The 26792-nt window shown below is 36.2% G+C and carries 23 protein-coding genes; 9 read left to right on the forward strand and 14 right to left on the reverse strand.

The window, feature by feature from the left end:
• Positions 1-50 precede the first annotated feature (50 nt).
• The 4 genes from YQ22_RS18015 (at position 51) to YQ22_RS18030 (ending at position 2990) form a co-directional block, all read left to right on the forward strand.
• The gene (locus YQ22_RS18015) at positions 51-782 is read left to right on the forward strand and encodes an NAD(P)-dependent oxidoreductase (protein WP_071342309.1); all 732 of its coding nucleotides are present in this window, start codon (positions 51-53) and stop codon (positions 780-782) included.
• Positions 783-797: 15 nt separating this feature from the next.
• Positions 798-1367, forward strand: a complete 570-nt coding sequence (locus YQ22_RS18020; protein ID WP_071342310.1) for a hypothetical protein — start codon at positions 798-800, stop codon at positions 1365-1367.
• A 223-nt stretch (positions 1368-1590) separates the two neighbouring features.
• The gene (locus tag YQ22_RS18025) at positions 1591-2313 is read left to right on the forward strand and encodes an alpha/beta hydrolase (protein WP_083414297.1); all 723 of its coding nucleotides are present in this window, start codon (positions 1591-1593) and stop codon (positions 2311-2313) included.
• A 77-nt stretch (positions 2314-2390) separates the two neighbouring features.
• The gene (locus YQ22_RS18030; protein WP_071342311.1) at positions 2391-2990 is read left to right on the forward strand and encodes a DUF6642 family protein; all 600 of its coding nucleotides are present in this window, start codon (positions 2391-2393) and stop codon (positions 2988-2990) included.
• Positions 2991-3002: 12 nt separating this feature from the next.
• Here YQ22_RS18030 and YQ22_RS18035 read toward each other — a convergent pair whose 3' ends face one another.
• Positions 3003-3881, reverse strand: a complete 879-nt coding sequence (locus YQ22_RS18035; RefSeq protein ID WP_232231238.1) for a LysR family transcriptional regulator — start codon at positions 3879-3881, stop codon at positions 3003-3005.
• A 100-nt stretch (positions 3882-3981) separates the two neighbouring features.
• On the opposite strand from YQ22_RS18035, the gene YQ22_RS18040 reads away from it, so the two are divergent.
• The 5 genes from YQ22_RS18040 (at position 3982) to YQ22_RS18055 (ending at position 8824) form a co-directional block, all read left to right on the forward strand.
• Positions 3982-4890, forward strand: coding sequence for a DUF1338 domain-containing protein (locus tag YQ22_RS18040; RefSeq protein WP_071342313.1), 909 nt, complete (start codon positions 3982-3984; stop codon positions 4888-4890).
• 400 nt (positions 4891-5290) lie between these two features.
• Positions 5291-5668, forward strand: a complete 378-nt coding sequence (locus YQ22_RS18045) for an ArsR/SmtB family transcription factor (RefSeq protein WP_071342314.1) — start codon at positions 5291-5293, stop codon at positions 5666-5668.
• Positions 5665-6252 (forward strand): mercuric transport protein MerTP, encoded by a 588-nt coding sequence (merTP, locus tag YQ22_RS18050; RefSeq protein ID WP_071342315.1) that lies wholly within the window; start codon positions 5665-5667, stop codon positions 6250-6252. The genes YQ22_RS18045 and merTP overlap by 4 nt, the downstream gene beginning before the upstream one ends.
• Entirely contained in the window at positions 6252-6461 is a 210-nt protein-coding gene (locus YQ22_RS19355) for a GDCCVxC domain-containing (seleno)protein (RefSeq protein WP_083414353.1), read from the forward strand. Before merTP ends, YQ22_RS19355 begins: the two co-directional genes overlap by 1 nt.
• A 674-nt stretch (positions 6462-7135) precedes the next feature.
• The gene (locus YQ22_RS18055) at positions 7136-8824 is read left to right on the forward strand and encodes a hypothetical protein (RefSeq protein WP_071342316.1); all 1689 of its coding nucleotides are present in this window, start codon (positions 7136-7138) and stop codon (positions 8822-8824) included.
• Between the two features lie 895 nt (positions 8825-9719).
• Here YQ22_RS18055 and YQ22_RS18060 read toward each other — a convergent pair.
• The 13 genes from YQ22_RS18060 to YQ22_RS18120 all read right to left on the reverse strand — a co-directional run bounded on the left by YQ22_RS18060 (position 9720) and on the right by YQ22_RS18120 (position 26696).
• A complete protein-coding gene (locus YQ22_RS18060) occupies positions 9720-10517 on the reverse strand; it encodes a CPBP family glutamic-type intramembrane protease (RefSeq protein WP_071342317.1) in 798 nt (265 codons plus the stop codon).
• Between the two features lie 65 nt (positions 10518-10582).
• Positions 10583-11413 carry a class I SAM-dependent methyltransferase gene (locus YQ22_RS18065; protein ID WP_071342318.1) on the reverse strand — a complete coding sequence of 277 codons (831 nt, stop codon included), beginning with the start codon at positions 11411-11413 and terminating at the stop codon, positions 10583-10585.
• A gap of 21 nt (positions 11414-11434) precedes the next feature.
• A complete protein-coding gene (locus YQ22_RS18070) occupies positions 11435-13207 on the reverse strand; it encodes an efflux RND transporter periplasmic adaptor subunit (protein ID WP_071342319.1) in 1773 nt (590 codons plus the stop codon).
• Positions 13208-13209: 2 nt separating this feature from the next.
• Positions 13210-13701, reverse strand: a complete 492-nt coding sequence (locus tag YQ22_RS18075; RefSeq protein WP_071342320.1) for a DUF305 domain-containing protein — start codon at positions 13699-13701, stop codon at positions 13210-13212.
• Positions 13702-13713: 12 nt separating this feature from the next.
• Positions 13714-14421 carry a PepSY domain-containing protein gene (locus tag YQ22_RS18080; protein ID WP_071342650.1) on the reverse strand — a complete coding sequence of 236 codons (708 nt, stop codon included), beginning with the start codon at positions 14419-14421 and terminating at the stop codon, positions 13714-13716.
• Positions 14422-14429: 8 nt separating this feature from the next.
• Positions 14430-16940 (reverse strand): heavy metal translocating P-type ATPase, encoded by a 2511-nt coding sequence (locus YQ22_RS18085; RefSeq protein WP_071342321.1) that lies wholly within the window; start codon positions 16938-16940, stop codon positions 14430-14432.
• 213 nt (positions 16941-17153) lie between these two features.
• Positions 17154-17609, reverse strand: coding sequence for a heme-binding domain-containing protein (locus YQ22_RS18090; protein WP_071342322.1), 456 nt, complete (start codon positions 17607-17609; stop codon positions 17154-17156).
• A complete protein-coding gene (locus YQ22_RS18095) occupies positions 17610-18194 on the reverse strand; it encodes a DUF3347 domain-containing protein (protein WP_071342323.1) in 585 nt (194 codons plus the stop codon). It lies immediately after the preceding gene.
• 28 nt (positions 18195-18222) lie between these two features.
• Positions 18223-20553, reverse strand: a complete 2331-nt coding sequence (locus tag YQ22_RS18100; protein WP_071342324.1) for a multicopper oxidase domain-containing protein — start codon at positions 20551-20553, stop codon at positions 18223-18225.
• Between the two features lie 67 nt (positions 20554-20620).
• The gene (locus tag YQ22_RS18105) at positions 20621-21187 is read right to left on the reverse strand and encodes a helix-turn-helix domain-containing protein (RefSeq protein ID WP_071342325.1); all 567 of its coding nucleotides are present in this window, start codon (positions 21185-21187) and stop codon (positions 20621-20623) included.
• Positions 21188-21190: 3 nt separating this feature from the next.
• Positions 21191-22408 carry a TolC family protein gene (locus YQ22_RS18110; protein WP_071342326.1) on the reverse strand — a complete coding sequence of 406 codons (1218 nt, stop codon included), beginning with the start codon at positions 22406-22408 and terminating at the stop codon, positions 21191-21193.
• Complete coding sequence (locus YQ22_RS18115) at positions 22405-26157, reverse strand: efflux RND transporter permease subunit (protein ID WP_071342327.1); 3753 nt, start codon at positions 26155-26157, stop codon at positions 22405-22407. The genes YQ22_RS18110 and YQ22_RS18115 overlap by 4 nt, the downstream gene beginning before the upstream one ends.
• 125 nt (positions 26158-26282) lie before the next feature.
• Positions 26283-26696, reverse strand: a complete 414-nt coding sequence (locus tag YQ22_RS18120; protein WP_071342328.1) for an HYC_CC_PP family protein — start codon at positions 26694-26696, stop codon at positions 26283-26285.
• Positions 26697-26792 lie beyond the last annotated feature (96 nt).

Below are 26792 nucleotides of genomic sequence, written 5' to 3' on the forward strand. Positions count from 1 at the left end.
ACTTATAATTTTTCATCGTCCTACAGACAAATCATCAATCATCAATCAATATGAAAGTTTTAGTGGTCGGCGCCAGTGGTGCCACAGGTAGTCGATTGGTAGCGCAACTTCTTTTGCAACAGCACTTCGTAAAAGTTGTTGTTCGTTCTCCCTATAAGCTCCCTGAATCATGGAAAAACAATAAGCATCTTCAAATGATTACAGCTAGTATATTAGACCTTACCGATACCGAAATGCAAGATTTGGTAAGCGATTGCCATGCAGTGGCATCGTGCCTAGGACACAATTTAACTTGGAAAGGTATCTACGGTCAACCTAGAAGATTGGTTACCGATGCTACCAAACGTTTATGCAATGCCATAGAATCCAATAATTTGGAACGCACTACAAAGTTTGTTCTAATGAATACGACCGGTAATCGAAATCGTGATTTGGACGAACGGATTTCTTTCGCCCAAAAATGCGTAATCGGTTTGCTTCGCGTACTACTTCCTCCTCATATAGATAATGAAAAGGCGGCAGACTATTTAAGAACACAAATTGGACAAAACAATACAGCCATTGAATGGGTAGCTGTAAGACCGGACGCATTAATTAACGAAGAAAAAGTAAGTGATTATGAAATTTTTCCTTCACCCACGCGTAGCGCTATATTTAATGCCGGTAAAGTTAGCCGTATCAATGTCGCTCACTTTATGGCTAGCCTTATCAATGACAATAACTTATGGAGTACATGGAAGGGGAAAATGCCGGTTATCTATAGTTCATCGCAAGAAAATTAATTAAAGATTAGAAAAATGGGAAGAATCATTAAACAGTTAGAAAAACAACGATCAGGGAAAAAGGTTCTGGTGCTTTTCTTGTTAACCAATATCGTTTATGCGTATATGCTTTTAGTTACCATACCGGCAACAATGACTTTCTCTAACGGATTACAATTATTAGATATGATGCCCGCTGGATATGATTTAAATTATGTAAACACCCTTTTGCAAACACTAGGAAATACCGGTCGCCAAATGTATCTTACCAAACAAATTCCTGTTGATATGATTTACCCATTACTCTTTGGTATTTCTTATGCAGCAGTTCTAGCATATTTCCTAAAGAAACTACCTAGACTAAACCAAAACTACCTATATCTGTGTCTTTTACCTGTAATTGCCGGTATAGCAGATTATTTTGAAAACATTGGTATTATTACTATGCTGAATGCCTACCCAACGGTTACGGAAACTTCTATACATCTCACCAGTATATTTTCAATTATTAAAAGTAGTGCTACCAGTATTTATTTTTTAGTTTTAATAGTCGTCTTGATCGTACTCGGTTTTCGTACATTGAAACTTAAAGGCAAAAATTTGTAATACTAACAAAATTCTAAGAACTGTCAATAGGAGGGAAGCACTATTTCATACAACGCACTGTACCGCCAAAAACACGTAAAAACAAAACAGTGCTTTAATTTTATACTACACCATCCCAAAACAAATACACTTTATCTATAAAATTAAAAATATATAGTTACCACTACATGTAAGCAAATACCCTAAAGGCAGACTCATACTCGTATAACCAACAACACTATTTATGAAAACGATTTTCTCCTTTGTCTTAAGCTTAAGCTCCATTTGTATGTTCGCTCAGAAAACTATAGACTTTCCTTCTAAAGACGGTTTACTGATTACTGCAGATTATTATAAAGACAAAGGGAGCGAAACCTTTATACTCCTTTTTCATCAAGCAGGGTGGAGCCGTGGAGAATATAAAGAAATAGCACCCAAACTAAACACTTTGGGTTATAATTGCTTGGCAATTGACCAACGTTCTGGCGGAGCGGTAAATTCCGTGACCAACCAGACCAATCAAAGAGCGGTCGCGGCAGGGAAGGAGACCACATACCTAGATGCTTATCAAGATATTGAAGCAACCGTAGCTTATGTTAAAAAAGCATATTCACCAAAGAAAATCATTATTTGGGGCAGTTCCTATTCTTCTTCTTTGGTACTTAAATATGCAGGTGACCATCCTGATCAGATAGACGCTGCCATGGCATTTTCTCCCGGAGAATATTTTGGCAAAGACGATTTCATAAAAAATAGTGCCGCACACATTAAAGTACCTACGTTTATTACTTCCGCACAAAACGAACAGGATAATTGGGCCGCCATAAACCAAGCGATACCAACTACAACAAAAGTAACCTATGTACCGGCAACAGCAGGAAATCATGGTTCGCGAGCGTTATGGGAAAAGTTTGAGGACAATAATGGCTATTGGAATGCCGTAAAAAACTTTTTAAAACAATTATAGTTTATCCCAAAAACGCTAAAAAGAATACAACAGTTGCTGTAATTTTGTATTTCATACACCCCAGATAATACAAAAGCTTGCTAGAAAAAAGACGACAATTACCCCAAACCCAATTAACAGATGAAGACCATTTCATTTACTGTTTAGAAGGTGTCGAAGATATAGAAAACGAATTGCTGACCGAAGCGCAACAAAGCTTGGAACAACTGGCCATGAAATATGGTATTGCAAGTATTTATAAAACATGCGATACTATTGAAGGTCTAGAGGACAGTCTAAACGCACTGGTCTTAGATGATCATAATTTTAAGGATTATGAAATAATCTATTTGGTCATGCATGGTGAAGCCAATAGTATTTGCCTAAACGATTACTATTACACCTTACAGGAAATTGCAGAGATTTTTGAAGGCCGATTAAAAGGCAAGATCCTGCATTTCTCCAACGCCAAAATATTAGATTTGGACGAGGATGAAGCCCAGTACTTTTTAGACATCACTAACGCAAAAGCCGTCTCTGGTTATGGTAATGCTTTTAACGGCGTTAGCAGTGCCAACCTGGATAAAGCCTTTTTTAATCTTTTTAAAGAAGATGATAATATGTTCGATGTGGTAGAGGAGCTACACCAAAGACATTACAATGTCTGTAAGTTGTTAGATTTTAGATTGTATTATTAGAATAGAACTGCCTTACAGCATCTCCAGAAAAAAGGGTAAAGCCAAATTTGTGTTTTTTTGGGGCCAAACGGCAAACAGCTCGGTTTCCTGAGGTACATTATTCAGTTCAATGAATTTAATTTTAGTATTGTGGTCATCCCTAAGGGAGTTGGGTACTATAGAAATACCCAATCCGCCTTCCACTAGCTTAAAAATCATAGGGGCATGAATTGATCGATGAGATATTTTAGGAGCAAATCCATAATCGTTACAAAGCGCTACAATTTGGTCATAGTACATTTGACTATTCTCGTTTGGCAATAAGATGAAAGACTCGTCTGACAATTGCGATACATCCTTAAAATTAGATGTAGAAATTGCATGATCTCTTGGCAATACCAAAGCGAATTTTTCTTTAAAGACCGACTTAATTTTCAGTGTAGTGGGAACAATATTAGAGCGTATAAACCCAATATCAATTCTGCCTGCCTCCAAAGCGGAAAGTTGATCGGTGTTACTAAGGTCGTTCAGGTAAAATTCAATATTTGGGTGCGTTTCGGTAAATTTCTTGATAATAGTGGGCAAGTATGTTTGCATTGCAGAAGCTACAAATCCAATTTTAAGCAATCCTTGTTTGCCAGATACTGCAGATTTCCAACGTTCCATGGACACGGTAGCCTGATTTTGTATCAGCATTGCCTCTTGTTTAAAAAGAATTCCCTCAGCACTTAAACGCACCTTTCTATTGTTGCGTATAAACAGACTTTTTCCCAAAATAAACTCTAAACGCTGTATTTGTTGGCTCAGAGCAGATTGTGAAATATACAATTTCTCTGCTGCCTCACGGTAGTGTAACCTATCTGCCAACACCAAAAAATAGTGGAGATGTCTAAATTCTAATTGATTAGTCATACTTATCAATAAACGTACAATATTAATTGTTAATTGTCAAATTAGGTAAGAACTTTGTAAAATAATTATATCTAATATTTAGTTTTAATACCTAGTTGCTATGAATTTTCAACAAAATACTTCTTTAGCTAAAGTGTTGACCGCTTTGTTTCTTCCCTATAAAAAAAGCGTTACCGATGTAGAAAAAATCTCCAAGGTAATGATCGATGCCGATATGATTTCTAACGAAGATGAAATCGTTAATGATCATATTGCTTTTAGAACGTTAGGTGTTCCTAATTTAGGAATTTCTTCTTTTGAAAAGATATTTTTGCATTACGGATATACCAAAATGGACTCCTATTATTTTCCAGGTAAAAAACTAGATGCCTATTGGTATGCACCACCAAGCCCGGAGTATCCTAGAATTTTTATTAGTGAGCTAAGAGTACAAGATCTATCTAGTAAAGCGCAACGTATCATTTCTGAATATACCAACGCCATCAACACAGACCCTATAGATACCATTGATTTGGACGATACAAAAGCAGTTGGTGATTTTTTCTATCAGCCGTTATGGAAGTTGCCAACCTTAGCCCATTTTCAACAATTATCGGAAGAAAGCGAATATGCCGCTTGGGTCATCTACAATCGTTACTATTTAAATCACTACACCATTAGTGTTCATGACTTACCTTCCCCATATAATTCTTTGGAAGTATTTAATGAGTTTTTAGAAGGATTGGGGATTGTGCTTAATACCTCTGGTGGAAAAATAAAAACCAGTAAGGACGGTTTATTACGCCAAAGTAGTTCGGTAGCCGAAATGGTAGATGCCACTTTTGCCCATAACGAAACCATGAAAATTTCAGGTAGTTATGTGGAATTTGCGGAGCGATCCATATTGCCAGAATTTGCATCTTTAGATAAGAATAAAATACAAAGAGAGCATAGAAGGGAAGGCTTTGAAGCTGCAAATGCAGATAAAATCTTTGAGAGCACTTATTTGGAGCAGACTTCAAAGAAGTAAGCATGTTTACTGTTGATATATTGCTAGCTTGAAAGATCCGCTTAAAGAATATAATTACTTATTACTATTGTATTTAACGTCTGATTATACTGCTTTTCTATTTTGTTATTAGGCGTTTTGGCATTTTCTAGGGTAAAGAAGTATTAGATATTATTCTTCTATAAATTTTTTCTAATAGACTCTTATAAAATGTAATAAAACCGAGGTACAAGGTTCATGAACTTCTTTAAAAAACAATAAATATTTTGTAAGTAAACACTTATTAATGCCTGACGGTAGGAGGGCGGTGTAATGTATTTATGAGTATATGTAAGTGTGTGTATGGACTGACTATAGAAGTAATATTTAAATATGTATTTAAGTATTTGCTTAAATACGTTAATAATATTAAATTTGAACTATGGAAAAAGCCATTTGCATTAGATTAGAAGCCGACGCTAAACAAATAATGAACTGTAGGCAAGTTGTTCAAAAAATGGAAAATTCTTTTGATGAACTTTCTAACATTTTAAGTTTAACTGGCAACCCTGTTCGTTTAAAGATATTGTATTTGCTGAATCAAGAGGAACGACTTTGTGTTTGTGATTTAAGTGATATTTTAGAAATGAATGTTTCTGCCATTTCACAGCATTTAAGAAAATTAAAAGACAGAAATATTATTTTCTCCTGTAAGGAAGCACAAACTATATTCTATTCAATTAAGAAAGAAAAAATATCATTATTGGTTCCGTTTTTTAAAATATTAGACAATAATAAAGTTCTAGAAGATAAATTATGATTTCAGAAAAGAAGTTAGTTGGGACAACGATTATAACTGCAATAGCAGCTTCATTATGCTGTATTACGCCAATTTTAGCTTTATTAGCAGGAACAAGTGGAATAGCATCAACATTCTCTTGGATTGAACCGTTTAGACCTTTCTTAATTGCGCTTACACTTTTAATATTAGCAATAGCTTGGTATCAAATCTTGAAGCCAAAAAAACAAAAAATTGATTGTGAATGTGAAGACGAAAAGTCAAAATTTATTAACTCAAAAAAATTTCTGCTTTTAGTTACGTTGTTTGCGGGATTAATGCTTGCATTTCCATATTACACTCAAATATTTTATCCAAATATAAATAAGGAAGTAGTTTACGTATCAGAAACTAATGTGAGTAAAGTTGAATACAAGATTAAAGGAATGACTTGTACCGGATGCGAAGTACATATTGAAAGTGAAGTAAATGAACTCAATGGAATAATTGAAGTTAACGCAAATCACGAAAAAGCGAATACAATTGTCAAATACGACAAAACAAAAGTGACTACTAAAGAAATTAAAGATGCCATAGGAAAAACCGGTTATAAGATTATAGAATGATGGAGGAAATACAATTAAAATCAACAATTACGTGTCCAAAATGTGGGCATAAGAAAGAAGAAGAAATGCCAACAAATAATTGTCAGTTCTTTTATGAATGTGAAAATTGTAAAGAAACATTAAAACCTAAAGAAGGTGATTGTTGCGTTTATTGTTCGTATGGATTAGTTGCTTGTCCGCCAATTCAGAAAAACAACAGTTGTTGTTAATTATTATGTAAAATAGAGTCTTGAATGTAAACTTAGCCTCAAAAAATTTTCATCAAAAATTTTATGCTGTTGTGGCAATCCACTTTTGGAATACGTGATTTTTAATAAGTGCAAAAAGGTTAGCTTTTATTTTGGTGTTGGCAAGCGTTGGACAATTGTGTGTAAAATAAATTGCCAGAGCAATTTGATTTTAAAAAGCAATGAGCTCATAGGCAGCGGCTATTTTACATAACCCGTGACAAATAAAATTAGCCAGTGGCTGATATTATTTTGCGGCGAGATGAAGCGGCTGCCTCAATTAGAATATAGTGGAACTTACCGTAGTTTCGTTTTTACATAATTACTTTGTTATAATTCTCCTGCGGGCCTTATAACGTAACTATGTAAAATAGTGCGGAAATGCGCTATCCACAAAGCTACCATATTTGTACTATAATGTTCCGCGTTATGTAACTTTGCTTGGATAAAGCAAAGTATTTGGCAATTTACTCTCCTTAAATTTTTCTTCTAAATAGTTCTTCTGAAAGGGTAATGGAACACTTATTAACTGACCGACGAGAGGAGGGAGGGCAATGTGTGTGGAATTGGAATCTCAGATTGTATATAAGCCTAATACTTTGCTTATTAGTTTTACGTTAAAGTTTAGTAATTTACAATTCTAAGTCTCGTACATCATGAAAAAAATACTATATATTCTTTTGTTGTCCGTTTTTATAATTTCATGTTCTTCAGACGATGGACCAACGTTAGTAGATGAACCGAATATAGCATTAAATGGTAAACAAATATTTCGAATCGAGGATAAGGATTTAACTGCAAAAAACCAATCCGTTGGAAACCAAAAAAAACTAGACCCCGCATTTGTTCTTATGAGTATAAATGATGCTAGTGGAAATTCTATTCTTACGAGAGAAAAAGTTGTTTTGGTAAAAGATGGTGACAGTTATATAACTAATGAAATTACTTTAGAGGCTGGCACTTATACAGTAACAGAATTCATTGTTACCGATGCAAATGATGTTGTAATATTAATTGCCCCAAAAGAAGGTTCCGTCTTAGCCCAATTCACGACTAAACCATTACCCTTTGATTTTGTAGTAACTTCCGATGAAACGAGGGAAACTGTTACTGAAAACATCAATACGGCGGGTTATACGTCCATTGATTTTGGGTATACAGGATTAAGTTTAACATTCCCTAAAAATTCTGATTTCTTTAGTATGGTTGTCGATGATTCTGAGTTACTTACAACAAAGACATTAAAATTAGAATCAATCACTGGGTCCATCTATTTAGTAGATTGGGGGGATGGTACTGTAGAAGAATACGTATCCACTATTAACGGGTCTGGAATCGAAAACGAGATATCGCATACATATGCTCAAAACGGTGAATTTACAATAAACATAAGTGGACCTGTTGCTGCTATTGAAACCTTAAGTTTCATTGGGGAAATTCCAAACGAAACCTATCAATATCAAACCAACGTATTAAGTATTGATGTGAGCAAATTAATCTTATTGAAGGACTTGAGCATTAATACGGGTAAATTGACCGATATCAATATCTCAAAGAATACGATTTTAGAAAACTTGTCTTTACGCAGAAATGCATTGTCGAGTATTGATCTTACTAACAACCCAAATTTGAAAGAAGTCTTTGTGGATGATAATGCTTTAACTAGTATTGATGTATCTTCAAATTTAAATTTAGAAAACCTAAATGTCACAGCAAATCAACTATCGAACCTCGATGTATCCAATAATAGCAAGCTGCTCGTATTGAATGCGTGGGAAAATCAATTGAATTCGATAGACCTTTCCAATAACATAGACCTACACCTTGTTAATTTAAACTATAATGCCCTAACAGCTATAAATATTTCCCAAAACCCGAATCTCCTTGAGATTATTGCTGGTGGTAATCAAATTACGAGTGTGGATGTTTCCAATAACCCAGAATTAAGACGTATCGATTTGTTTCTAAACCAAATCACAAGTATCGATTTATCAACTAATTTGAATTTGAATGGTTTATATATTGATGACAACCAACTAAGTACTCTAAACCTGTCTAGCAATACAAAACTTGAATACCTGACGGTTGAAAATAATATGCTAAGCGAGCTGAATTTGATATCTAATTCTAAAGTTTTTGTTGCTCATATAGGGGCGAATCAATTTAGTGCTGCAGAGCTAGATATTATACTTTCACAAATCTATGACCATGCGATTTTAAATTCGACCATGAATGGATATATTGATTATCAAAATACTCCTGGGTTCGCAGATATTGACCCTACAACGATAATAAAGCTCAATGAACTAGTTGCGGATTACAGCTGGACTTTTAATAACAACTAGTGCGTTGTTAGTAATGTAGTTGATCGTTATACGCATTCTCACTGTCCTATCTAATTATACCGTGTTGGTCGGAAATCCAATAATTGTGGAAACAAAGGATAGTGGTAGCAAATGTACAGAAATTTCACAAATTAATGCCAGCGCTGCATCTCGCTCAAAATTTAAAAGATTCTCAATCTTCTAAATTTATGCCGTGGCAAGCTACCGAGAATTCTCTGAAAAATTTATTGGCACATAGTTTCTCATAAATCTCATATTCTAAAAGAATCTAAAAGTTTTGCTTTTTTTGGCGCTGGCCAAGCGTTGGCAAATTGTGTTTTAAAATGAACGCCATTTAGCGTTTATTTTAAAAAAGCAATCGAGCGTTTGGCTGTGCGGCAATTTTACATAACCCGTGACAAATAAAATTAGCCAGTGGCTGATATTATTTTGCGGCGAGATGAAGCGGCTGCCTCAATTAGAATATAGTGGAACTTACCGTAGTTTCGTTTTTACATAATTACTTTGTTATAATTCTTCTGCGGGCCTTATAACGTAACTATGTAAAATAGCGCGGAAATGCGCTATCCACTAAACTACTATATTTGTACTATAATTTATATTATGTAAAATAGAATATTTAATAACCCCACTATTAGTTACTTATTTTAGCCCTATTATAAACATTGTAAAATCTAACTTATAAGTCCACCAACATCATCTCACCGACTTTTAAATCATCCATAGGATAATTCTAAAGCTCGTGTATGTAAAATAGAATTTCTAACACCTACTATTAGTTACATAATTCATCCCTATTAGAAAAATTCAAAATCCAACTTATAAGTCCACCAACATCATCTCACCAACTTTTCATCCATTGGATAATTATAAGTTCACGTTAGCAAATTTCAAACTAAGAAACCTTTTTAGGTTCTGAGTGAATATGAAGCGGCATAAAATACATAAACACCAACATGATCAGAAAATATAATACGGCAAATATGGTATACGTATAATCACCGGCATCTGGAGAAATTGGTAATAATACCAAAGACATGTTCAACATAGATTGTATCACCAAAACACAAATACCGCTTTTAGTTTTTGAATATACTATGGCACACATACCTGCTGCGCCCATCATATTCAAGAATAAGGGCCACACCGGTAGATCTTCTATAACCCCCACATTAATATAAACAGACGGCAACCACCATAAAGACCATACAAAACCAATAATCTGAGTTGCCAAAAACGGATTTATTTTCTTAGACAGTACACGCACGGCATACCCGATCCAGACCACCTCTCCCAAAAATGCCCATGATAACAAGAACAACGTAAATTTTAAAGTGGGTATATACAATTGGAACTGAAGAAAAGATATTTCATTATGGTATATGGCTTTGATCGATAAGGTGATGAGACCTATGGTAAATGCAAAGAGCAAACTAAACAAATACCATTTAGGGTGTATCTTCCACACTGCCATTGGTCTGAACAAATTCTTGATACCTTCATTACCCTTGGTAATTTTCACTATAAATACTAACAAGAAAAACAGTGCATAAAACCTACCATTGGTATATGGAAAAAACTCAATAATCCCCTTACTTTTTGCAAAGGTGATCACAAAGTTCAACAATGGCGCCAGGGTTAAAAATACCCAGATTTCATACTTTTTTAAAAAGTTGATCATTTTTGTGGTCATCGGTATTCTCTTAGTTGTGGTTTGGTTATTCGGATCAAATATAATCTAAAATGTAAAGAAACTCCCTAAAGGTTTATGGCGCCGAACACTCCAAAATCAGCTTCTTTTTGCACCCCTTCTATCACGGATTGGTACCATAAGCTAAATCCTGTATCTTCAAAAAGCTGTGTGTAGTTATGGGAAAATGACCGCTCTATTCCATAAGGCTGCGAATTTGGGTTTTTAGTGAAATCAACATCTACCCCAATGGGTTCTATGGCAATGAAGATAGTGTTTTTCAAAAGGTTTAAATATTTAAACAAATGCTTTAATTGTTGTTGTGTAAAATACTCTAAAACACCACCTGAAGTAATAATAATTATATTATCCGTTCCGTTTTCTCTGATCCATTCAGCACCATCTGCAGCTACGAAGTCAATATTTGGATATTGCTGGTATTTTTTTGTGTTAAATTCAATTTGATCAGTACTTAAATCTATACCAATGAATTTTTCTATTTGCGGAAACTGTCTACTCAAATACTCTAGAACCTCACCGTTACCCGTACCTATTTCTATAATGGTATGGTATTTTTCTGGACTGGCTTTAAGAAGCTTTTTAAGCATTTCAAATACAGGTAAGCAATGTGGCAAAAAGAAATTGTTTAATACACTCTCTTTCTCAGAAAAATATTTTCTGCCGGTTTGCTCCCAAAAGTTTTTATGATAGTTGGCCAGTAGATTGAAATCTTTATTTTTCTCAGCTTGTTTTAAAAGGGCTGCACGCATTAGCCGCTCATTTAAATTAAGTTCATTACCCACATTAAAACTGATTCCCTTTTTTATGAGGGATTCAGCTTTTTTAGGTTGCAACTGTACTAAAATTGCACCTGTAAATTCTTTAATTTGCTTTTTCATTACAATTTTAAGTTCTAAGATCTATTGAATCACCTGTACTACGCTACCACAGGTTAACATACCACTATCAAAATATGGGTTCCTTATTTCATCATCAAGACTTAGCCATACCGCACCTTGGTTACTATTGGCCATAGGGCAACGTTGTACGTATAAATTTTCTGAAGGTGATTTCAAATTCATGGCCATAGCTACCATATGTTCATTTAAGACTACTAAATGTTCCCTTTGTTGTTCTAGATGGCCACTATTACCAATTGCCGAGAACATGGCTATACTTTTTTCCAAATGTTCTTTTTCAAGTGTACCCAAATCCTTTTTGGGTAATGATTCAAAAGCAGCTACAGCTTTTTTGGCCAAAGAAGTAATTTGCTGGGGTTCACCAGAAACAAATGCATCTTTCATTTCCAAATAGGTATGCAAGGCCTTAGAAAAATCATCTTGAAAAGACTTTGAAAATTCCATCTCTATATGAGATGATGTTTCAGCTTTATTACTAGTAGCTTCCATCCCAGTATGATGTTCATGTCCGGTCATTACCCTACCTCCCATTTTGTTCATCATAGATTTCTTACCCTGTAACTGTGCAGCAGCATCAATGGTAAACGTACCATTGGTAACAATTTCCTCTCCATGCTGTAAACCGCTTGCAATACTTATGTTCTCACCGTTTCTTCCGTTGATCTTTACTTCCCGCATTTCATAAATGGGTTGATCCACACTAGTTTTTACGTATACCAAAGACCGCTCCCCCGTCCACATTACAGCACTTGCAGGTACGGTTATAATTTCCTCATTATGGTTGTTGTCACCAGAGATTTTACCGGTAACGAACATACCCGGTTTAAATAAATCATTTGTATTTTTAAGAATGGCCCTAACAATGACCGTACGGGTAGCATTGCTTAAAATTGGGTCTACAAAAGATACCGTTGCCTCAAATTCTTTTGCAGCATAAGCATTTGATACTACTTTTATTTTCTGCCCAACTTTTAAACTTGATATTTGATTTTCATAAGCATCGAATTCTGCCCAAACCGTTGTAAGGTTACTCACTTTTAATATAGGCTGACCTTGTTTTACGTAGTCCCCTTCCCTAGCCGTAACCTCTGTAACGGTACCGGTTACCGTAGCATAGATCGGAAAATTGTCCTTAACCTTACCTGTAGTTTCAATTGCGGCAATTTGAGCATCGGATAATTTCCACAATTTCAATTTATTCCTCACCGCTTCATATAAATCCGGTTGAGATTCTTTTAGGGTTGCCGTGGTCAAAAGCTCTTGTTGTGCCGCAACCAAATTAGGGGAGTAAATGGTTGCCAATAGCTGGCCTTTCTGTATCTTTTGCCCCTCATAATTCACATGTAAACGTTCTAAACGACCATCAAAATAACTGGCCTGTACCGCATTATTCTCATCATTGGGTACAATTTTACCGGAAAGTAAAATACTGTTATCCCCAGATGCACCAGCAACCGATCCTACTATCGTTGTTTGAATATTTGCCAAGGCAATGGCATTTTCGGTCATTTTAATTTCGTTGGCCGAAAGTCCGTCCGCACCTGTCTCCGCAGGTATTAAATCCATACCACATATGGGGCAATCGCCTGGTTCTGGCTGCATGATCTGTGGATGCATAGAACAGGTCCACATTTCACTGGATCCAACCTCTTCATGGTCATGATCATTGTGCACTTTTTCACCCGGGGCAGTAGAATTAGTGCCAAATATAAAATAGCCACAAAGCAACCCTACGAACACGGCGGCAACTAGGTAAAGAACATTTTTCTTCATACTTATTTTTCGTTTTCAAGGCGCTTGACCATTGCCTTCATTTCTTCAATTTCCTTTTTTTGTGCTTTGATAATATCATTGGCCAACTTTTTGACCTCTGGATCCTGAATATCTGCACGTTCACTGGTTAAAATTGCAATAGAATGATGCGGTATCATTGCCTTCATCCACAACACATCGCCTACAATGGGCGCTTGTACCCTAACCAAGCCCAAAGCACCTAAAAACAGAGCTATACTGCCAAAGATGATAACCATATTCTTCTTTCTGTTCTTATACATATTACGCATGGCAAAAAACATGATCAATGCCATGGTAGAAATACCCAAACAACTCATATAGAACCTTGTGAGACTAAAATAAACATGGTCTATAGCATAGGTATTTAAGTACATGGTGATGTACATGGCCACAAACGATGCCCCTAGCATCAGTGCAAATTTTGTATAGTTATTGGTATCCATTTTATGATTTTTATGTTCTTCTGTTTTCATGATTTTTTAGTTTTAATTCAACTTCTTTTTAATTTTCCTAATAGTAGGCGAACTTGTATACCACAGTAAAAATCCGCTACCAACGGTAATCAATCCTAAAAGGGAAAAGGCTCTAAGTATTATATTGTTGAAATTGTCCCTGCCTTGATAATCCATAGTGTGGGTCATCCAAAGAAAATCAAACCAGCGCCAATCTCTATATCTAACTGTTTGAAACCTGCCATTGTTGACAGCTACATAAGCCTTTAAGTTTTTATCTGTCTTATAAGAAATTTCATAAGCAGGTAAAGGTCTTCCGCGATATTCATGATGCTTGCCCACAGCATCAATTCTCTGTATTTGCCCAAGTTCTAAGTCAGAAAGCATAAAGCGGTCAGCAACATTTAATGCCTCTTGTTCTGTGAGCCCTTCTTTTATTGCCCCTGTACGTGCGTTAAAGAGCTTTGTATTGTTGATCCAATAATACGGTTGCCCAGCAATTTCAAGCAATTCTAAAGTTTTGATAGGTTCTTGAACATCTATTTGGGAGCTTCCTATCAAATTTGAAAAAGATGCCTGTTCAGGAACTACTTTCTTATAATGATCCCCGTGTATTTCATCTATATCCGTCCAACTAAAATACATTCCACTAATAGTCCACATCAAAAACTGAATACCTAAAAAGATACCCAAATACCTATGTGCTTTTCTTATTCTTAATGCCGTTTTACGCTTTACCATTTTATCTATCAATCTAAATCCGAACCTCTTAACCTTAATGAATTTGCAATTACCGATACAGAACTAAAACTCATTGCCAAAGCCGCAATCATTGGCGACAACAGTAGGCCAAAAAATGGGAATAACACTCCCGCAGCTATAGGCACACCAAGGGTATTATAAATCAAAGCAAAAAAGAGATTCTGTTTTATGTTCTGCATAACTTTATGACTAAGGTTTCTAGCTTTTACAATACCATGTAAATCTCCTTTTACCAATGTGATCATGGCACTTTCAATAGCAACATCCGTTCCTGTGCCCATGGCAATACCCACATCACTTTTAGCCAAGGCAGGAGCATCATTAATGCCATCACCGGCCATAGCCACAACCCTACCCTGTTCTTGCAATTTTTCAACTTCATTGAGCTTATTCTCGGGTAACATTTCAGCTTTAAAATCGGTAAGGTTCAATTCACCGGCAACAGCTTGTGCCGTATTGTGGTTATCACCGGTTAACATTATCACCTCTATGCCTTTATCCTGTAGTTCTTTTATGGCCTTTGCACTAGTGGGTTTAATTTTATCACCAATAACAACATACCCTGCTACTTCTTCGTTTACCGCTAAATATGAAACTGTTTTACCTTGCTTTTGATGGTCTAGAGCTTCTGATTGCATTTGTGACGATACCGATGCATTTGCATATTCCATCATTTTGGCATTGCCTAAATAGAGAGACTTACCGTCTACACTACCCTCTACCCCTTTACCTGTTACGGCATTGAACTGTTCTGTTTTAGATATCTCTACCTGTTTCTCTTTTCCATACTTTACCGTGGCTTGGGCCAGTGGATGCTCACTGGAGTTGTTCAGAGATGCAATTAGATGTAAAATCTCATGCTCCGTATAATCTTTAGAGAAAACCCCTATTTTATCAACAGTTGGTTTTCCTTCTGTAATGGTACCTGTTTTATCAACAATAAGGGTATTTACCTTATCCATTTTCTCAAGTGCTTCAGCATTTTTAATGAGTACCCCGTTTTGAGCTCCTTTACCAACACCGACCATTACTGACATGGGCGTGGCCAACCCTAAAGCACAGGGACAAGCAATTATTAAAACTGCTATTGCATTGACCAAGGCATAAACATAAGCAGGATCAGGACCCCAGATCGCCCATACTACAAATGTTATTAGGGAAACAAGGACAACTACCGGCACAAAATACCCGGAAACGGTATCGGCCAACTTTTGTATAGGCGCACGACTACGGCTAGCATCGTTCACCATATGGATAATTTGAGATAAAAGGGTATCACTGCCTACCTTTTCCGCCTGCATTAAGAAAGATTGGTTTCCGTTTATGGTTCCACTATTGACATGATCACCAACGGTTTTATTTACCGGTATGGGTTCACCAGAGATCATGGACTCGTCCACAGTAGTGTCTCCTTCAGTAATCTTACCATCTACAGGAATTTTATCACCTGGCTTAACTCGTAAAACATCTCCTTTTTCAATGGTATCTATAGCTACTTCTTCCTCTTTGCCATCCACAACTTTTATGGCTTTATTTGGGGCAAGTTTCAATAGTTCCTTTACCGCAGAGTTTGTTTTGCTATGTGCCCTGGCCTCTAATACCTGACCCATTAATACCAACGTCAATATCACCGTTGCGGCTTCAAAGTACACATGCACTGCACCGGATTCCGTTTTAAATTGTGCTGGAAAAAAACCTGGAAACAACATACCAAAGACACTAAAAAGCCATGCGACACCGGCACCGATACCAATTAAGGTAAACATATTAAGATTCCATGTCCTTATACTTCTATACGCTCTTTCAAAGAACATGCGCGTAGCATAGAACACCACCGGAATTGATAAGGCAAACTGAATCCAGTTCCATAGTTTCTGGGGCATAACCTTATATAACGGGTTATCCGGAATCATTTCGCTCATAGCAATAATGAATATGGGCAAGGTAAACGCTAATGCAATCCAGAATTTTTTAAGCAATTTCTTATAGGTTTTCTCTTCTGCAGAACTATCAGCCTCCATAGGAACCAAATCCATACCACATATAGGACATGAGCCCGCTTCATCTTTAACTATTTCTGGGTGCATAGGACAAGTCCACTGTTCTGATGATGTAGAAGAGAGGTTCTGTTCTTCAACCAGATCCATACCACAAACCGGGCAATCACCCGGCTTATCATATGTTTTATTACCTTCACAATGCATGGGACAATAAAAGGTGCCGTTGCCCTTCTTTGATTTCTTTACATGGTTATCTTTCTTAGATACATCCTTATTAAAGTCTTCACTAGAACCATGAATAGAATATGTACCGCCTTCTTTCTTCAGCACGTTCTGAAAAGTCTCTATTGGAATATGCGATTGCATTTCAATAGTTGCCTCCGCTTTTTCTAAATCTACAGATGCATTGGTAACACCATCAACTTTTGAAAGTGTTTGCTCAACATGACTTCGGCATCCGTTACATGTCATTCCGTGTATGTGATAAACGTGTTTCATAATGCACTTTAGTTTAATTTCTTAATCATAAGGTGTAGCATAGAAAACCGATTCTATAACGCCTTACTTGGACTACCATAAATTCAACAATTAATAGGGAACAGCTTAACCTGAACCGAAAAATAATTGCTATTAAACCTTAAAAAATGCCTGATACGGAAGCGATTAAACACTAACCATTAACATAAGAAATACACTTCCTGTATCAGGACTTTATTCTTTACTATCTTTTAACCTACTCATAAAATCAATTACCATTAATTTCTCTTGTTCAGAAAAAATTGCATCTCTATGCATTAGTGTATAGCTATAAAGTGGCATTTCTGAATTTTTAATTTGTTTTATGATTGATTGCAGCTTACTAACCTTTCTTCGATTAGAATATGCTCCCCATTCACTAAAATTCAACTCTACTTTACCTTCATTGATATGATCTTCTAAGAACCATGCCGCTGGTTGCAGATTACTATACCAAGGATATACCGTGTTATTACTATGGCAATCATAACAAGACACCTTAATCTGTTTCTCAACCTCTAACGGCACTTTGTTCACTTTCATAAAATCAGTATCAAGAATCAAGTTGCTTTCATTCTTATCCGTAGGAAAAAATTGAATAATCCCTAATACAACGAGACCTATGTAGGCTATGAATTTTATCTTTTTCACTTAGTTGATTTCTCTCTGTACTTTACCACATTTTAACATTGAGCTACCATAATATGGGTTAAGTACAGCCTCATTTTTGCTTAACCAAGCTGTACCGCCATCATACATTGGACAAAACTGCTCATACAATGTATTTTCACTACCTGTAATAGCGATCATATCGGTTATATCCTTACTCAGTATTTTAAAGTGTTCGCGTTGATGGGCTATATCACTTTCCGAAATATGCTCCGAGTGTTCTATAGCATCTTCAATAATATCCGTTAAGGTTACCTGTTGACTTTCTGTATATGCCGATCTATTAAGGTTACCCAATGATTTCGCAAGTGCACCGCCTAGCTTTTGGGCTTTATTATTATCATCTTGGACCAAAGCATTCTTTAAGTTGAAGTAATCTTCTAGAATAATTTCTGAGCTTGCCTTTTGTTCACTGCCCATAGTCCCTGATTTCCCCATATCCTCTTGCTTTTCTACATTTTCTTTAGCCGAAGGTGTTGCCTTTTTATCTGCGTCTTTACATGACACCGTTAACATTATAGTAGCAAGCAATGCTACTGAAACTATACTTCTTTTCTTTGTTTTCATTTTTATTTATTTAATATTCATTATTTGATTAAAACCTTACCGATAATCCTGCTCCCGCTCCAAAACGATTGTCATAACTACCCATTAGTGAAAAATTTCTGGAAAGCATATATTCCGCTCCCGCACTCCACACAGTTTCTGAAACGTAGTCTTTGTTCATTGGAAGGTCATTGACCAACCCTAAATCAATTTGGTATTCATAATATCCGAAAATAGATAGCTTAGGAAATATCATTACACTACGACCAACACCAATACGGGGTCTTAGTTTATTATCTGTACGAACGTCTAAATTAAACAGGTACGGAGTCAAATACCTTACACCTATAACAGCTGTTGTACTTAATTCATCTAAACTATCCTGAATTTCATTTTCCATGTTTACCCCTCCGAATACACGCAAATAGTCATGTAAATAATATTCATACGTAACTTCAGCTTCCAAGTTTTGGTTCCAACCATACTCAAGTGTAACATTGAATTGGTTTCTAATATTTGATGTAACCAAATTAAATCCGCTAGTATGGGAAGCCAGATCCGCCATACCCCAAGAATACCATTCATTTGTTTCATCTATAATTTTGGAGACCGGAAAATCCTTCATTCTAGGATCTCTAGGTGTATCATAAGAAACTACCCTAGCCATACCCCCCATCATATGGTAAAGTATATGACAGTGAAAAAACCAATCACCGTATTCATCGCCATCATTACCATAAAACTCTATAGTAACCTGTTGCATGGGCGGTACATTTACAGTATGCTTTAAAGGTGAATACTCACCATTATCATTGAGTACCCTAAAAAAGTGCCCGTGCAAATGCATAGGATGGTGCATCATGGTAAGATTATTGAAAGTAATACGAGTAACCTCTTTATTGTTTATCTTAATATTGTCGGCTTCAGATAATGGTACTCCATTCATACTCCAGATATACCTGTTCATATTACCCGTAAGATTTAATAATATTTCTTTGACGGGAACATTTTTGTCGTAGCTAGTTTTTTCAGGCGACTTTAAGTAATCATAATTATATTCGGCAAACATATCCATACCCTCCATTTGCATTGCTGGCATAGTCTGCTCTTTTTTCATATTCATTCCTGACATATTAGAATGATCCATAGACATTGACATTGAGTCTTTGGTCATATTCATACCAGACATTGGTTTATCTTTCTTCATATCCATTTCTGCCGTTTTTGAATGCTCCATTTTATCCATTTGCATTCCATATTCGGCCTTGATCTCAAAACGCTCATCTTTTTTAGGACGAAACTTCAAGGCATGAGCCCCCATTTTCATATCCATTTTTGCCATTTTCTGCATCATCCCAATCTTATCGGGTCTAGGAATTGTAGGAGCTGGTAAAATTCTGCCAGTACCAAGAAACGCGGATGCCGTTCCCGATCCATCTTGCGCCATAATCTTGAATTCTATTTTGCCCTCTGCAGGAATAGTCACAATAAAATCATATGTTTCTGCTATCCCTATAAATGTTTTATTCTTTTTAACTGGTACTACGTCAAGACCGTCGGCCGACACTAACAACGGATCACTGCCCCCAAAGGTCATCCAGAATGATGTAGATGCTGCCCCGTCTATAATTCTTAAACGCACTTTTTCGCCAGGATTAAACTGGGAATATTCAATACTTTCTTCCCCATTAATTAAAAAAGCTGGGTAATATACATCTGCAATATCCGCACCTTCCATACGTTGTCGCCAAAAATCTAATTGTGCCCCAAAAGCCCCACGAGAAATAACTTGATTCAAGGGTGTAGCCGTTCCCTTTTTAATGCCATACCATTCATTTCCACGTTTAAGGTTTCTAAGTACGTTCATAGGTTTTTCATTAGTCCAGTCAGAAAGCACCAAAACCAACTCCTTGTCATACTCTAAAGTTTTTTCCTTTGGCTTTATAACAATAGAACCATAAACACCACTTTGCTCTTGTAACATAGTATGGGAATGGTACCAATAGGTTCCACTTTGCCTTATCGGAAACTCATATTTTTGAGTATGTCCCGGTTCTATAGGCGGCGTGTTCAAATATGGTACTCCATCATAAAAGTTTGGTAGCAATAGACCATGCCAATGCACAGAAGTCTCTACACTCATTTCATTTTTTACATATATAACCGCGTAATCCCCTTCTGTAAATTCTAAAGTTGGACCAGGAATTGTACCGTCAACGGTCATACCCATAACATCTTTTCCCGCCTTATTAACAGTAGCCTCACGTAATGTAATCGTGTGCTCTCTTACTGGAAGATTATTAACGTTACCTTGTTCTTCTTGACCATAAACTCCATAAGTCAAGGCTATTAAAAACATTAGTATTTTATTGATTTTCATATGCTAGTTTTTCCAAATAAAATTATGCACTAATTAAAATTTATTGTGTCATAATTATGGTTCTTATCTACGTAATTCCGTCTAAGGTGTTTCTTCTATTCAACTGATTGTTTTTATATTCCGTTAAACTCATACCTGTTTCTTTCTTAAAAAGCCTACTTAAATGATTTACATTGCTATAATCAAGTAATTGTGAAATTTCGGTAAAGTTGTATTCTTGCAATTGCACCAATTCTTTCACCTTTTCCAGCTTAAGTTTTATAAAGTATTTTTCAATAGTAACATTTTCATTCACGGAAAATATCTTACTGATTTTTGAATACTCCAAGCCCATTAAACCCTCTAAATACTTAGACAGTGTATGTTCTAAATGAAACGGTAATGTTTGTAACAACTTAATGAGTTCAATTTTTATTTGTTCTACCAATCGTTGCTCTTGACCAAGTAATATTTCAAAACCATTTTGCTCTAATGCCGATTGTATATTTACAAAGTCATCATTAGAACTTTCTGTATAAGTAATTGAACCTAACTCAATGTTTTTCAATGTAATACCTAACTTTTTAATTTCACTTCTAATGACTTTAATACAGCGACTACACACCATATTCTTTACAAATAATTTCTTGTCCATAGCCTAGTCTATTAAGTAATTAATAATTGCCGATTGCAGGTAGTATTGCTGAATAGATGCTATTTGATTCAACTCAAATTTGAGCTGTAGTTCCTGTATGTCCAAAACATCATTAAAGTCAATTGTGCCGGTCTCGTAATTGGCAATTAGAATTTGCTCGGCATCTTTGGCCTGTGCTACATTTTTACTTTGAATGTTGTAGGCTATCCTAGCTTGGTTACGTTCTGATATCGCTTTTGCAAAAGCAGACTCCAATACATTAAGGCGACTATTCTTTTGAAATTCTATTTCTTGTTTTCGTAATTCATTTTGCTTGGAAATAGATTTATACCTATGATTAAAAATGGGTACTGAAACTGAAACCATGGGCATTAAAATATCTTTACCATTGTCATCCAAGTCCATATCGGTACGTTCGCTAACCGGTAAATAGTCTATACCAAACCCAATTGCAGGTGCACTTTCACGCTGGTTAAGCAATTCTGATTTTACAACAGACTCATAAAGTTTATCATATTTTAATAGCTCTGGGTTAAGGGCAAGTTTTTCTGTATCTATATCAAAATCTTCATTGGGAATTTCCAATAAGGCAACTATTTCCACAGCTGAATTTTCTTCTCTATTGCGTAAAATGTTGAAGGCTGCCCGTTCAGAAATAAAAGCTTCTTCTAGTATTTTTATTTGCTGTTGTAGCTCATTCTGGCGAATCTGTAATCGTAAAACATCTACCGCAGAAGCCTTTCCCACTTGTACCGAGGTCAATGCCAGGCGCTCATAGGTTTGTAGTAGTTGAATATTTTGTTCAAGTATTCCTTGCTTTGAACGAATTAGAAATAACTCATAATATGATCGGGATACCGATAGCGCCAATTTTCTTTTTGCGATAACGATTTCCACATACTCCGAATCTGCCATTGAGGTAGCGTAATTTTCACGGGCGGTAATTGTACCAAACCATGGCAACATTTGTTTTACCCCTATCCTTGCACGTTGTGCGCCAACCCTAGTTTCCGGTTCACTTACAAAATAGCCGGCACTTATTTCCGTATTAGGAATCCAAGCCGCCTCATTTACTTTTTCATCCGCAATTTGATATCTTAATTCCAGAGATTGAATCTCAGGATTATTTTCAACCGCTTCTTCTATATACTTTTGAACATGTTGTGCTTTTACGGAAAGAACAACAAACCAAAAACAGATATTTAGTATACTATTTTTCATCTGTTTAATTTTTTAAGTTGATATTCTTTTTTCCAGCTAAACAATACCGGAACTAAAAAGTATGAAGTGATATCTATAATCATTCCTCCAAATATTGGAATTGCCATAGGTATCATAATATCACTACCTTTTCCTGTGGATGTCAATACCGGTAGCAATGCCAATATTGTGGTTACGGTAGTCATTAAACAAGGACGAATACGTTTACCTGCAGCTTCTAAAGTTGCTTTTCTAATTCCGGTCTTATCCGTAGGTTTCTCACTATCAAATGTCTGGGTCAAATAGGTTGCCATGACCACGCCGTCATCTGTAGCAATACCGAACAAGGCAATAAAACCAACCCAAACGGCCACACTTAAGTTAATGGTCTTCATATTAAAAAGTGTGCGCAGATTTTCACCGAACAAGCTAAAATTGAAAAACCAATCTTGTCCGTAAAGCCAGATCATTACAAACCCGCCGGCAAAAGCAACCGCTATACCCGTAAACACCATTAAGGATGTGGTTACCGACCTGAATTGAAAATATAAGATCAAGAAAATGATCAATAATGCCATGGGCACCACAATAGAAAGGGTTTTCTCTGCTCTTAATTGGTTTTCGTAAGTTCCCGTAAAGCGATAACTTATACCTTGAGGTACCGTTAAGCTGCCTTCTTCAATTTTCTTATCAATTAAAGCTTGGGCACTCTCAACAACATTTACTTCGGCAAAACCATCTAATTTATCAAACAATACATAGCCTATTAAAAAAGTATCTTCACTTTTAATTACTTGCGGACCCTGTTCATACCTAATTGTAACTAGATCACCCAAGGGTACTTGAGACCCATTTTTTATAGGAACATATATGTTCTTTAAATCATCGGGATTGGACCTTAATTCCCTAGGGTAACGAACCCTTACCCCGTAACGCTCCCTTCCTTCAACGGTCTGTGTTAATGGCATACCCCCAACGGCAACCTGCAACACCTCTTGCACATCCATAATAGAAAGTCCATAACGCGCTAGCTGATCACGTTTAATATCAATTAGCAGGTATGGTTTACCAACAATACGATCTGCAAATACAGCTTGCTTTTTGACCCCATCTACTTCTTTTAAAATAGATTCCAATTGCAGCCCAAAATTCTCTATGGTTTTAAGATCAGGACCTTTCACCTTAATACCCATTGGAGCACGCATACCGGTCTGTAGCATTACAAGCCTGGTCTCTATAGGTTGTAATTTTGGGGCAGAAGTCACACCTGGAAATTTGGTCACTTTAACGATCTCGTTCCAAATATCATCTGGACTGTTAATTTCGGGGCGCCAATTTCTATAATATAATCCGTCTTCATCCGCTATCAGATCTTTATTTGTAGCAGTTGTCTTAAGCTGTGAAGCTTTGTAACTGGCGTCTTCATTAATCTTGTTATTCGGGTTAATGACAAACTGACCATTTTTGAGAACGAACAAGCCATCATTATTTACTTTGTAACGTTGTCTATCACCATTACTATTCCGCATATATTCAGACTTATACTGAATCATATTTTCATACATGGATAGCGGAGCTGGATCAAGTGCAGATTCCGTTCTACCGGACTTACCTACCACCGTCTCTATCTCAGGAATACCGGCAACGGCCATATCTAACTGCTGCAATACACGCTTATTCTCTTCTACACCGGCATGTGGCAAAGAAGTAGGCATTAAGAGGAAAGAACCTTCATTAAGTGCCGGCATAAATTCCTTACCCGTATTTCTCATGATCAAGAACCCCAATAGCAAAACGGTAGTGGGAATCGTTAAAAAGAGCAAACGATTTTTTAGTGCCCAACGTAGAATTTGATCATAATATCTTCTAAAAACTGCAAAAACTCCCAAAAGACCAAAGCAAATAATGGAGACAAAAATCAAGTTCAAAATAATACTTCGATCAAAACCAAGTGGTCTCCAATACGTTGCCAATAACATTACGATTGCTAAAGTAGAAACACCTATATTGATAAGATTTTCTTGGCTTGTAGAGATAAATGATTTCAACTTTAAAAAAGCAATTATCCCAAAGGCAACTAACAGTAAACCTAACCAAAAACCAAATATAACCGCAGTGATACCAAGTAAAACGAAAAGACCGTTTACAACATAGGCCGTACCTGTTTTTATACTTCTTTTTCTGAAAAGAAATGCGGCAATGGGCGGTATTAAGAAAAGTGCAATAACCAGTGATGCCGTTAATGCCATGGTTTTTGTAAATGCCAATGGCCTAAAAAGTTTTCCCTCTGCCCCTATCATTGTAAATACAGGCAAAAAGCTAATGATAGTGGTTAAAACTGCCGTTAGTATGGCTCCAGAAACTTCTGAAGTGGCATTATAAATAATTTCATTGGTAGTGTATTCCTCCCCATTGGCATTAAGGCGTAGTTTATCGTCCTCTTGATGTCTTATCATATTCTCCGCCAGGATTACACCTACATCTACCATGGTGCCAATAGCGATAGCTATACCCGATAAGGCCACAATGTTAGCGTCTACATTAAATAGTTTCATTGCTATGAAAACCATTAATACGGCAACGGGCAATAATCCCGATATTAGGATGGATGCACGCAGATTATATACCATTACGATAATTACAAGAATGGTTATAAGAATCTCTAGGGTAAGCGCCTCATCCAAAGTATGCAAGGTTTCTTGAATAAGTTCCGTACGGTCATAAAACGGTACTATGGTCAATTGAGATGTACGACCGTCCTTTAATATTTTTGAAGGCAAACCAGAAGATATCTCTACAATTTGTTCCTTTACATTGTTTATTACCTCTAACGGATTGGCGCCATACCTAGCCACTACAACCCCACCAACAACTTCTGCACCTTCCTTATCTAAAATACCTCTTCTAGTTTGTGGCCCCAAGTGAACGTTAGCTACATCCTTAACACGTATTGAAACAAAATCCTTTGAGGTAACTACGGCATTCTCTATATCTGCAATTGATTTTACATAGCCTAAACCTCTAACCAGATATTCCGCCTGGTTCATCTCCAAGGTTTGCACTCCAATATCCTGATTGGACTCCTTCACCGCCTTAACTACATCTCCCAATCCAATACCGTACTGCCTCATTTTTTCAGGCTCCACATCAATTTGATACTCCTGTACATACCCACCAATAGACGCTACTTCAGATACTCCGCCAGCCGATGCAAGACCGTACTTTACATAATAATCTTGTATGCTACGTAATTCTTGTAAATCCCATCCACCAGTTACATTGCCATCTTTATCACGCCCTTCTAAAGTGTACCAATAAATTTGTCCTAACCCTGTGGCATCTGGACCTAGAGTGGGGTTTACTCCGTCCGGTAGCAGACCACTAGGTAGTGAATTTAGTTTTTCAAGAATTCTACTCCGTGTCCAGTAAAATTCAACATTTTCCTCAAAAATGATATATATACTGGAAAATCCGAACATAGATGAGCTACGGATAGTCTTAACCCCCGGTATACCCAATAGGGTTGTCGTTAATGGATAGGTAATTTGGTCCTCAATATCTTGAGGAGATCTACCTTCCCATTTACTAAAAACAATCTGTTGGTTTTCGCCAATATCGGGAATGGCATCTACTGCCACCGGATTAGAAGGTAAAATACCCGTATTCCAATTAAAAGGAGTGCTTACAATACCCCAACATACAAACAAGACCAGTAACAATATAGCAACCAACTTGTTCTCTATGAGAAATTTAATGCTGTTATTTAGCATATATCATTGATATTAAATAGTTGAATTAAAAGTTTAGATGTTAAAACAATAACAAACAAAACATGCCCAAAACAGGTATCCTGTAGGGCTCAATTTCCGATCAAAAACCGGAACTATTTAATAAATCAAATTAAAAACGTCTGGTGCAGCACTTGCACATTCTGTTTGACAAACGGAGGGGGATAATCTTTAAAAGAAAATTCCTTAGAATCAATTCCTTGAAAAAGATTGATATAAGAATACGTGAATGTAGCCACAAAAACCTGTTGATCAAATGATAATTGATCAAATGAAACTTTAATACTTTCAGCACCTTCAATTACTAATTGAGTATCTGTACAGCAAGATTTTTCAGTTATAGTGGTGTTCTCACAATCAGTTTTTACTTTCTCCATACCGCAAGTCTTCACTTGCTCCATGATAGAAAAATCAACCAACATATCTCCACAATAGTGCATATCTACACTAAATGACATTGTAGATAAAAGCACTACAACTGCCATTGCAACAGAAATAAATTTGTGAGCTAACTTCTTCATTACACGCAAAATTACTAATTAAAATAATACAAGAGATGGAATTTTAACAATTCCATAAACTTAAACCTTATTTAAAACATAGTAACCCAAACGTTT

This window comes from Maribacter sp. 1_2014MBL_MicDiv (assembly GCF_001865655.1).
Lineage (GTDB): Bacteria > Bacteroidota > Bacteroidia > Flavobacteriales > Flavobacteriaceae > Maribacter > Maribacter dokdonensis.

Bases quoted from the DNA above. Each gene is read 5' to 3' on its own strand.
- YQ22_RS18040 (WP_071342313.1), top strand. From the start codon at position 3,982: ATGAATTTTCAACAAAATACTTCTTTAGCTAAAGTGTTGACCGCTTTG.
- YQ22_RS18115 (WP_071342327.1), bottom strand. From the start codon at position 26,157: ATGCTAAATAACAGCATTAAATTTCTCATAGAGAACAAGTTGGTTGCT.
- YQ22_RS18095 (WP_071342323.1), bottom strand. From the start codon at position 18,194: ATGAAAACAAAGAAAAGAAGTATAGTTTCAGTAGCATTGCTTGCTACT.
- YQ22_RS18120 (WP_071342328.1), bottom strand. From the start codon at position 26,696: ATGAAGAAGTTAGCTCACAAATTTATTTCTGTTGCAATGGCAGTTGTA.
- YQ22_RS18080 (WP_071342650.1), bottom strand. From the start codon at position 14,421: ATGGTAAAGCGTAAAACGGCATTAAGAATAAGAAAAGCACATAGGTAT.
- YQ22_RS18045 (WP_071342314.1), top strand. From the start codon at position 5,291: ATGGAAAAAGCCATTTGCATTAGATTAGAAGCCGACGCTAAACAAATA.
- YQ22_RS18035 (WP_232231238.1), bottom strand. From the start codon at position 3,881: ATGACTAATCAATTAGAATTTAGACATCTCCACTATTTTTTGGTGTTG.
- YQ22_RS18060 (WP_071342317.1), bottom strand. From the start codon at position 10,517: ATGACCACAAAAATGATCAACTTTTTAAAAAAGTATGAAATCTGGGTA.
- YQ22_RS18100 (WP_071342324.1), bottom strand. From the start codon at position 20,553: ATGAAAATCAATAAAATACTAATGTTTTTAATAGCCTTGACTTATGGA.
- YQ22_RS19355 (WP_083414353.1), top strand. From the start codon at position 6,252: ATGGAGGAAATACAATTAAAATCAACAATTACGTGTCCAAAATGTGGG.
- YQ22_RS18065 (WP_071342318.1), bottom strand. From the start codon at position 11,413: ATGAAAAAGCAAATTAAAGAATTTACAGGTGCAATTTTAGTACAGTTG.
- YQ22_RS18110 (WP_071342326.1), bottom strand. From the start codon at position 22,408: ATGAAAAATAGTATACTAAATATCTGTTTTTGGTTTGTTGTTCTTTCC.
- YQ22_RS18070 (WP_071342319.1), bottom strand. From the start codon at position 13,207: ATGAAGAAAAATGTTCTTTACCTAGTTGCCGCCGTGTTCGTAGGGTTG.
- YQ22_RS18075 (WP_071342320.1), bottom strand. From the start codon at position 13,701: ATGAAAACAGAAGAACATAAAAATCATAAAATGGATACCAATAACTAT.
- YQ22_RS18105 (WP_071342325.1), bottom strand. From the start codon at position 21,187: ATGGACAAGAAATTATTTGTAAAGAATATGGTGTGTAGTCGCTGTATT.
- YQ22_RS18085 (WP_071342321.1), bottom strand. From the start codon at position 16,940: ATGAAACACGTTTATCACATACACGGAATGACATGTAACGGATGCCGA.
- YQ22_RS18020 (WP_071342310.1), top strand. From the start codon at position 798: ATGGGAAGAATCATTAAACAGTTAGAAAAACAACGATCAGGGAAAAAG.
- YQ22_RS18015 (WP_071342309.1), top strand. From the start codon at position 51: ATGAAAGTTTTAGTGGTCGGCGCCAGTGGTGCCACAGGTAGTCGATTG.
- merTP (WP_071342315.1), top strand. From the start codon at position 5,665: ATGATTTCAGAAAAGAAGTTAGTTGGGACAACGATTATAACTGCAATA.
- YQ22_RS18025 (WP_083414297.1), top strand. From the start codon at position 1,591: ATGAAAACGATTTTCTCCTTTGTCTTAAGCTTAAGCTCCATTTGTATG.
- YQ22_RS18055 (WP_071342316.1), top strand. From the start codon at position 7,136: ATGAAAAAAATACTATATATTCTTTTGTTGTCCGTTTTTATAATTTCA.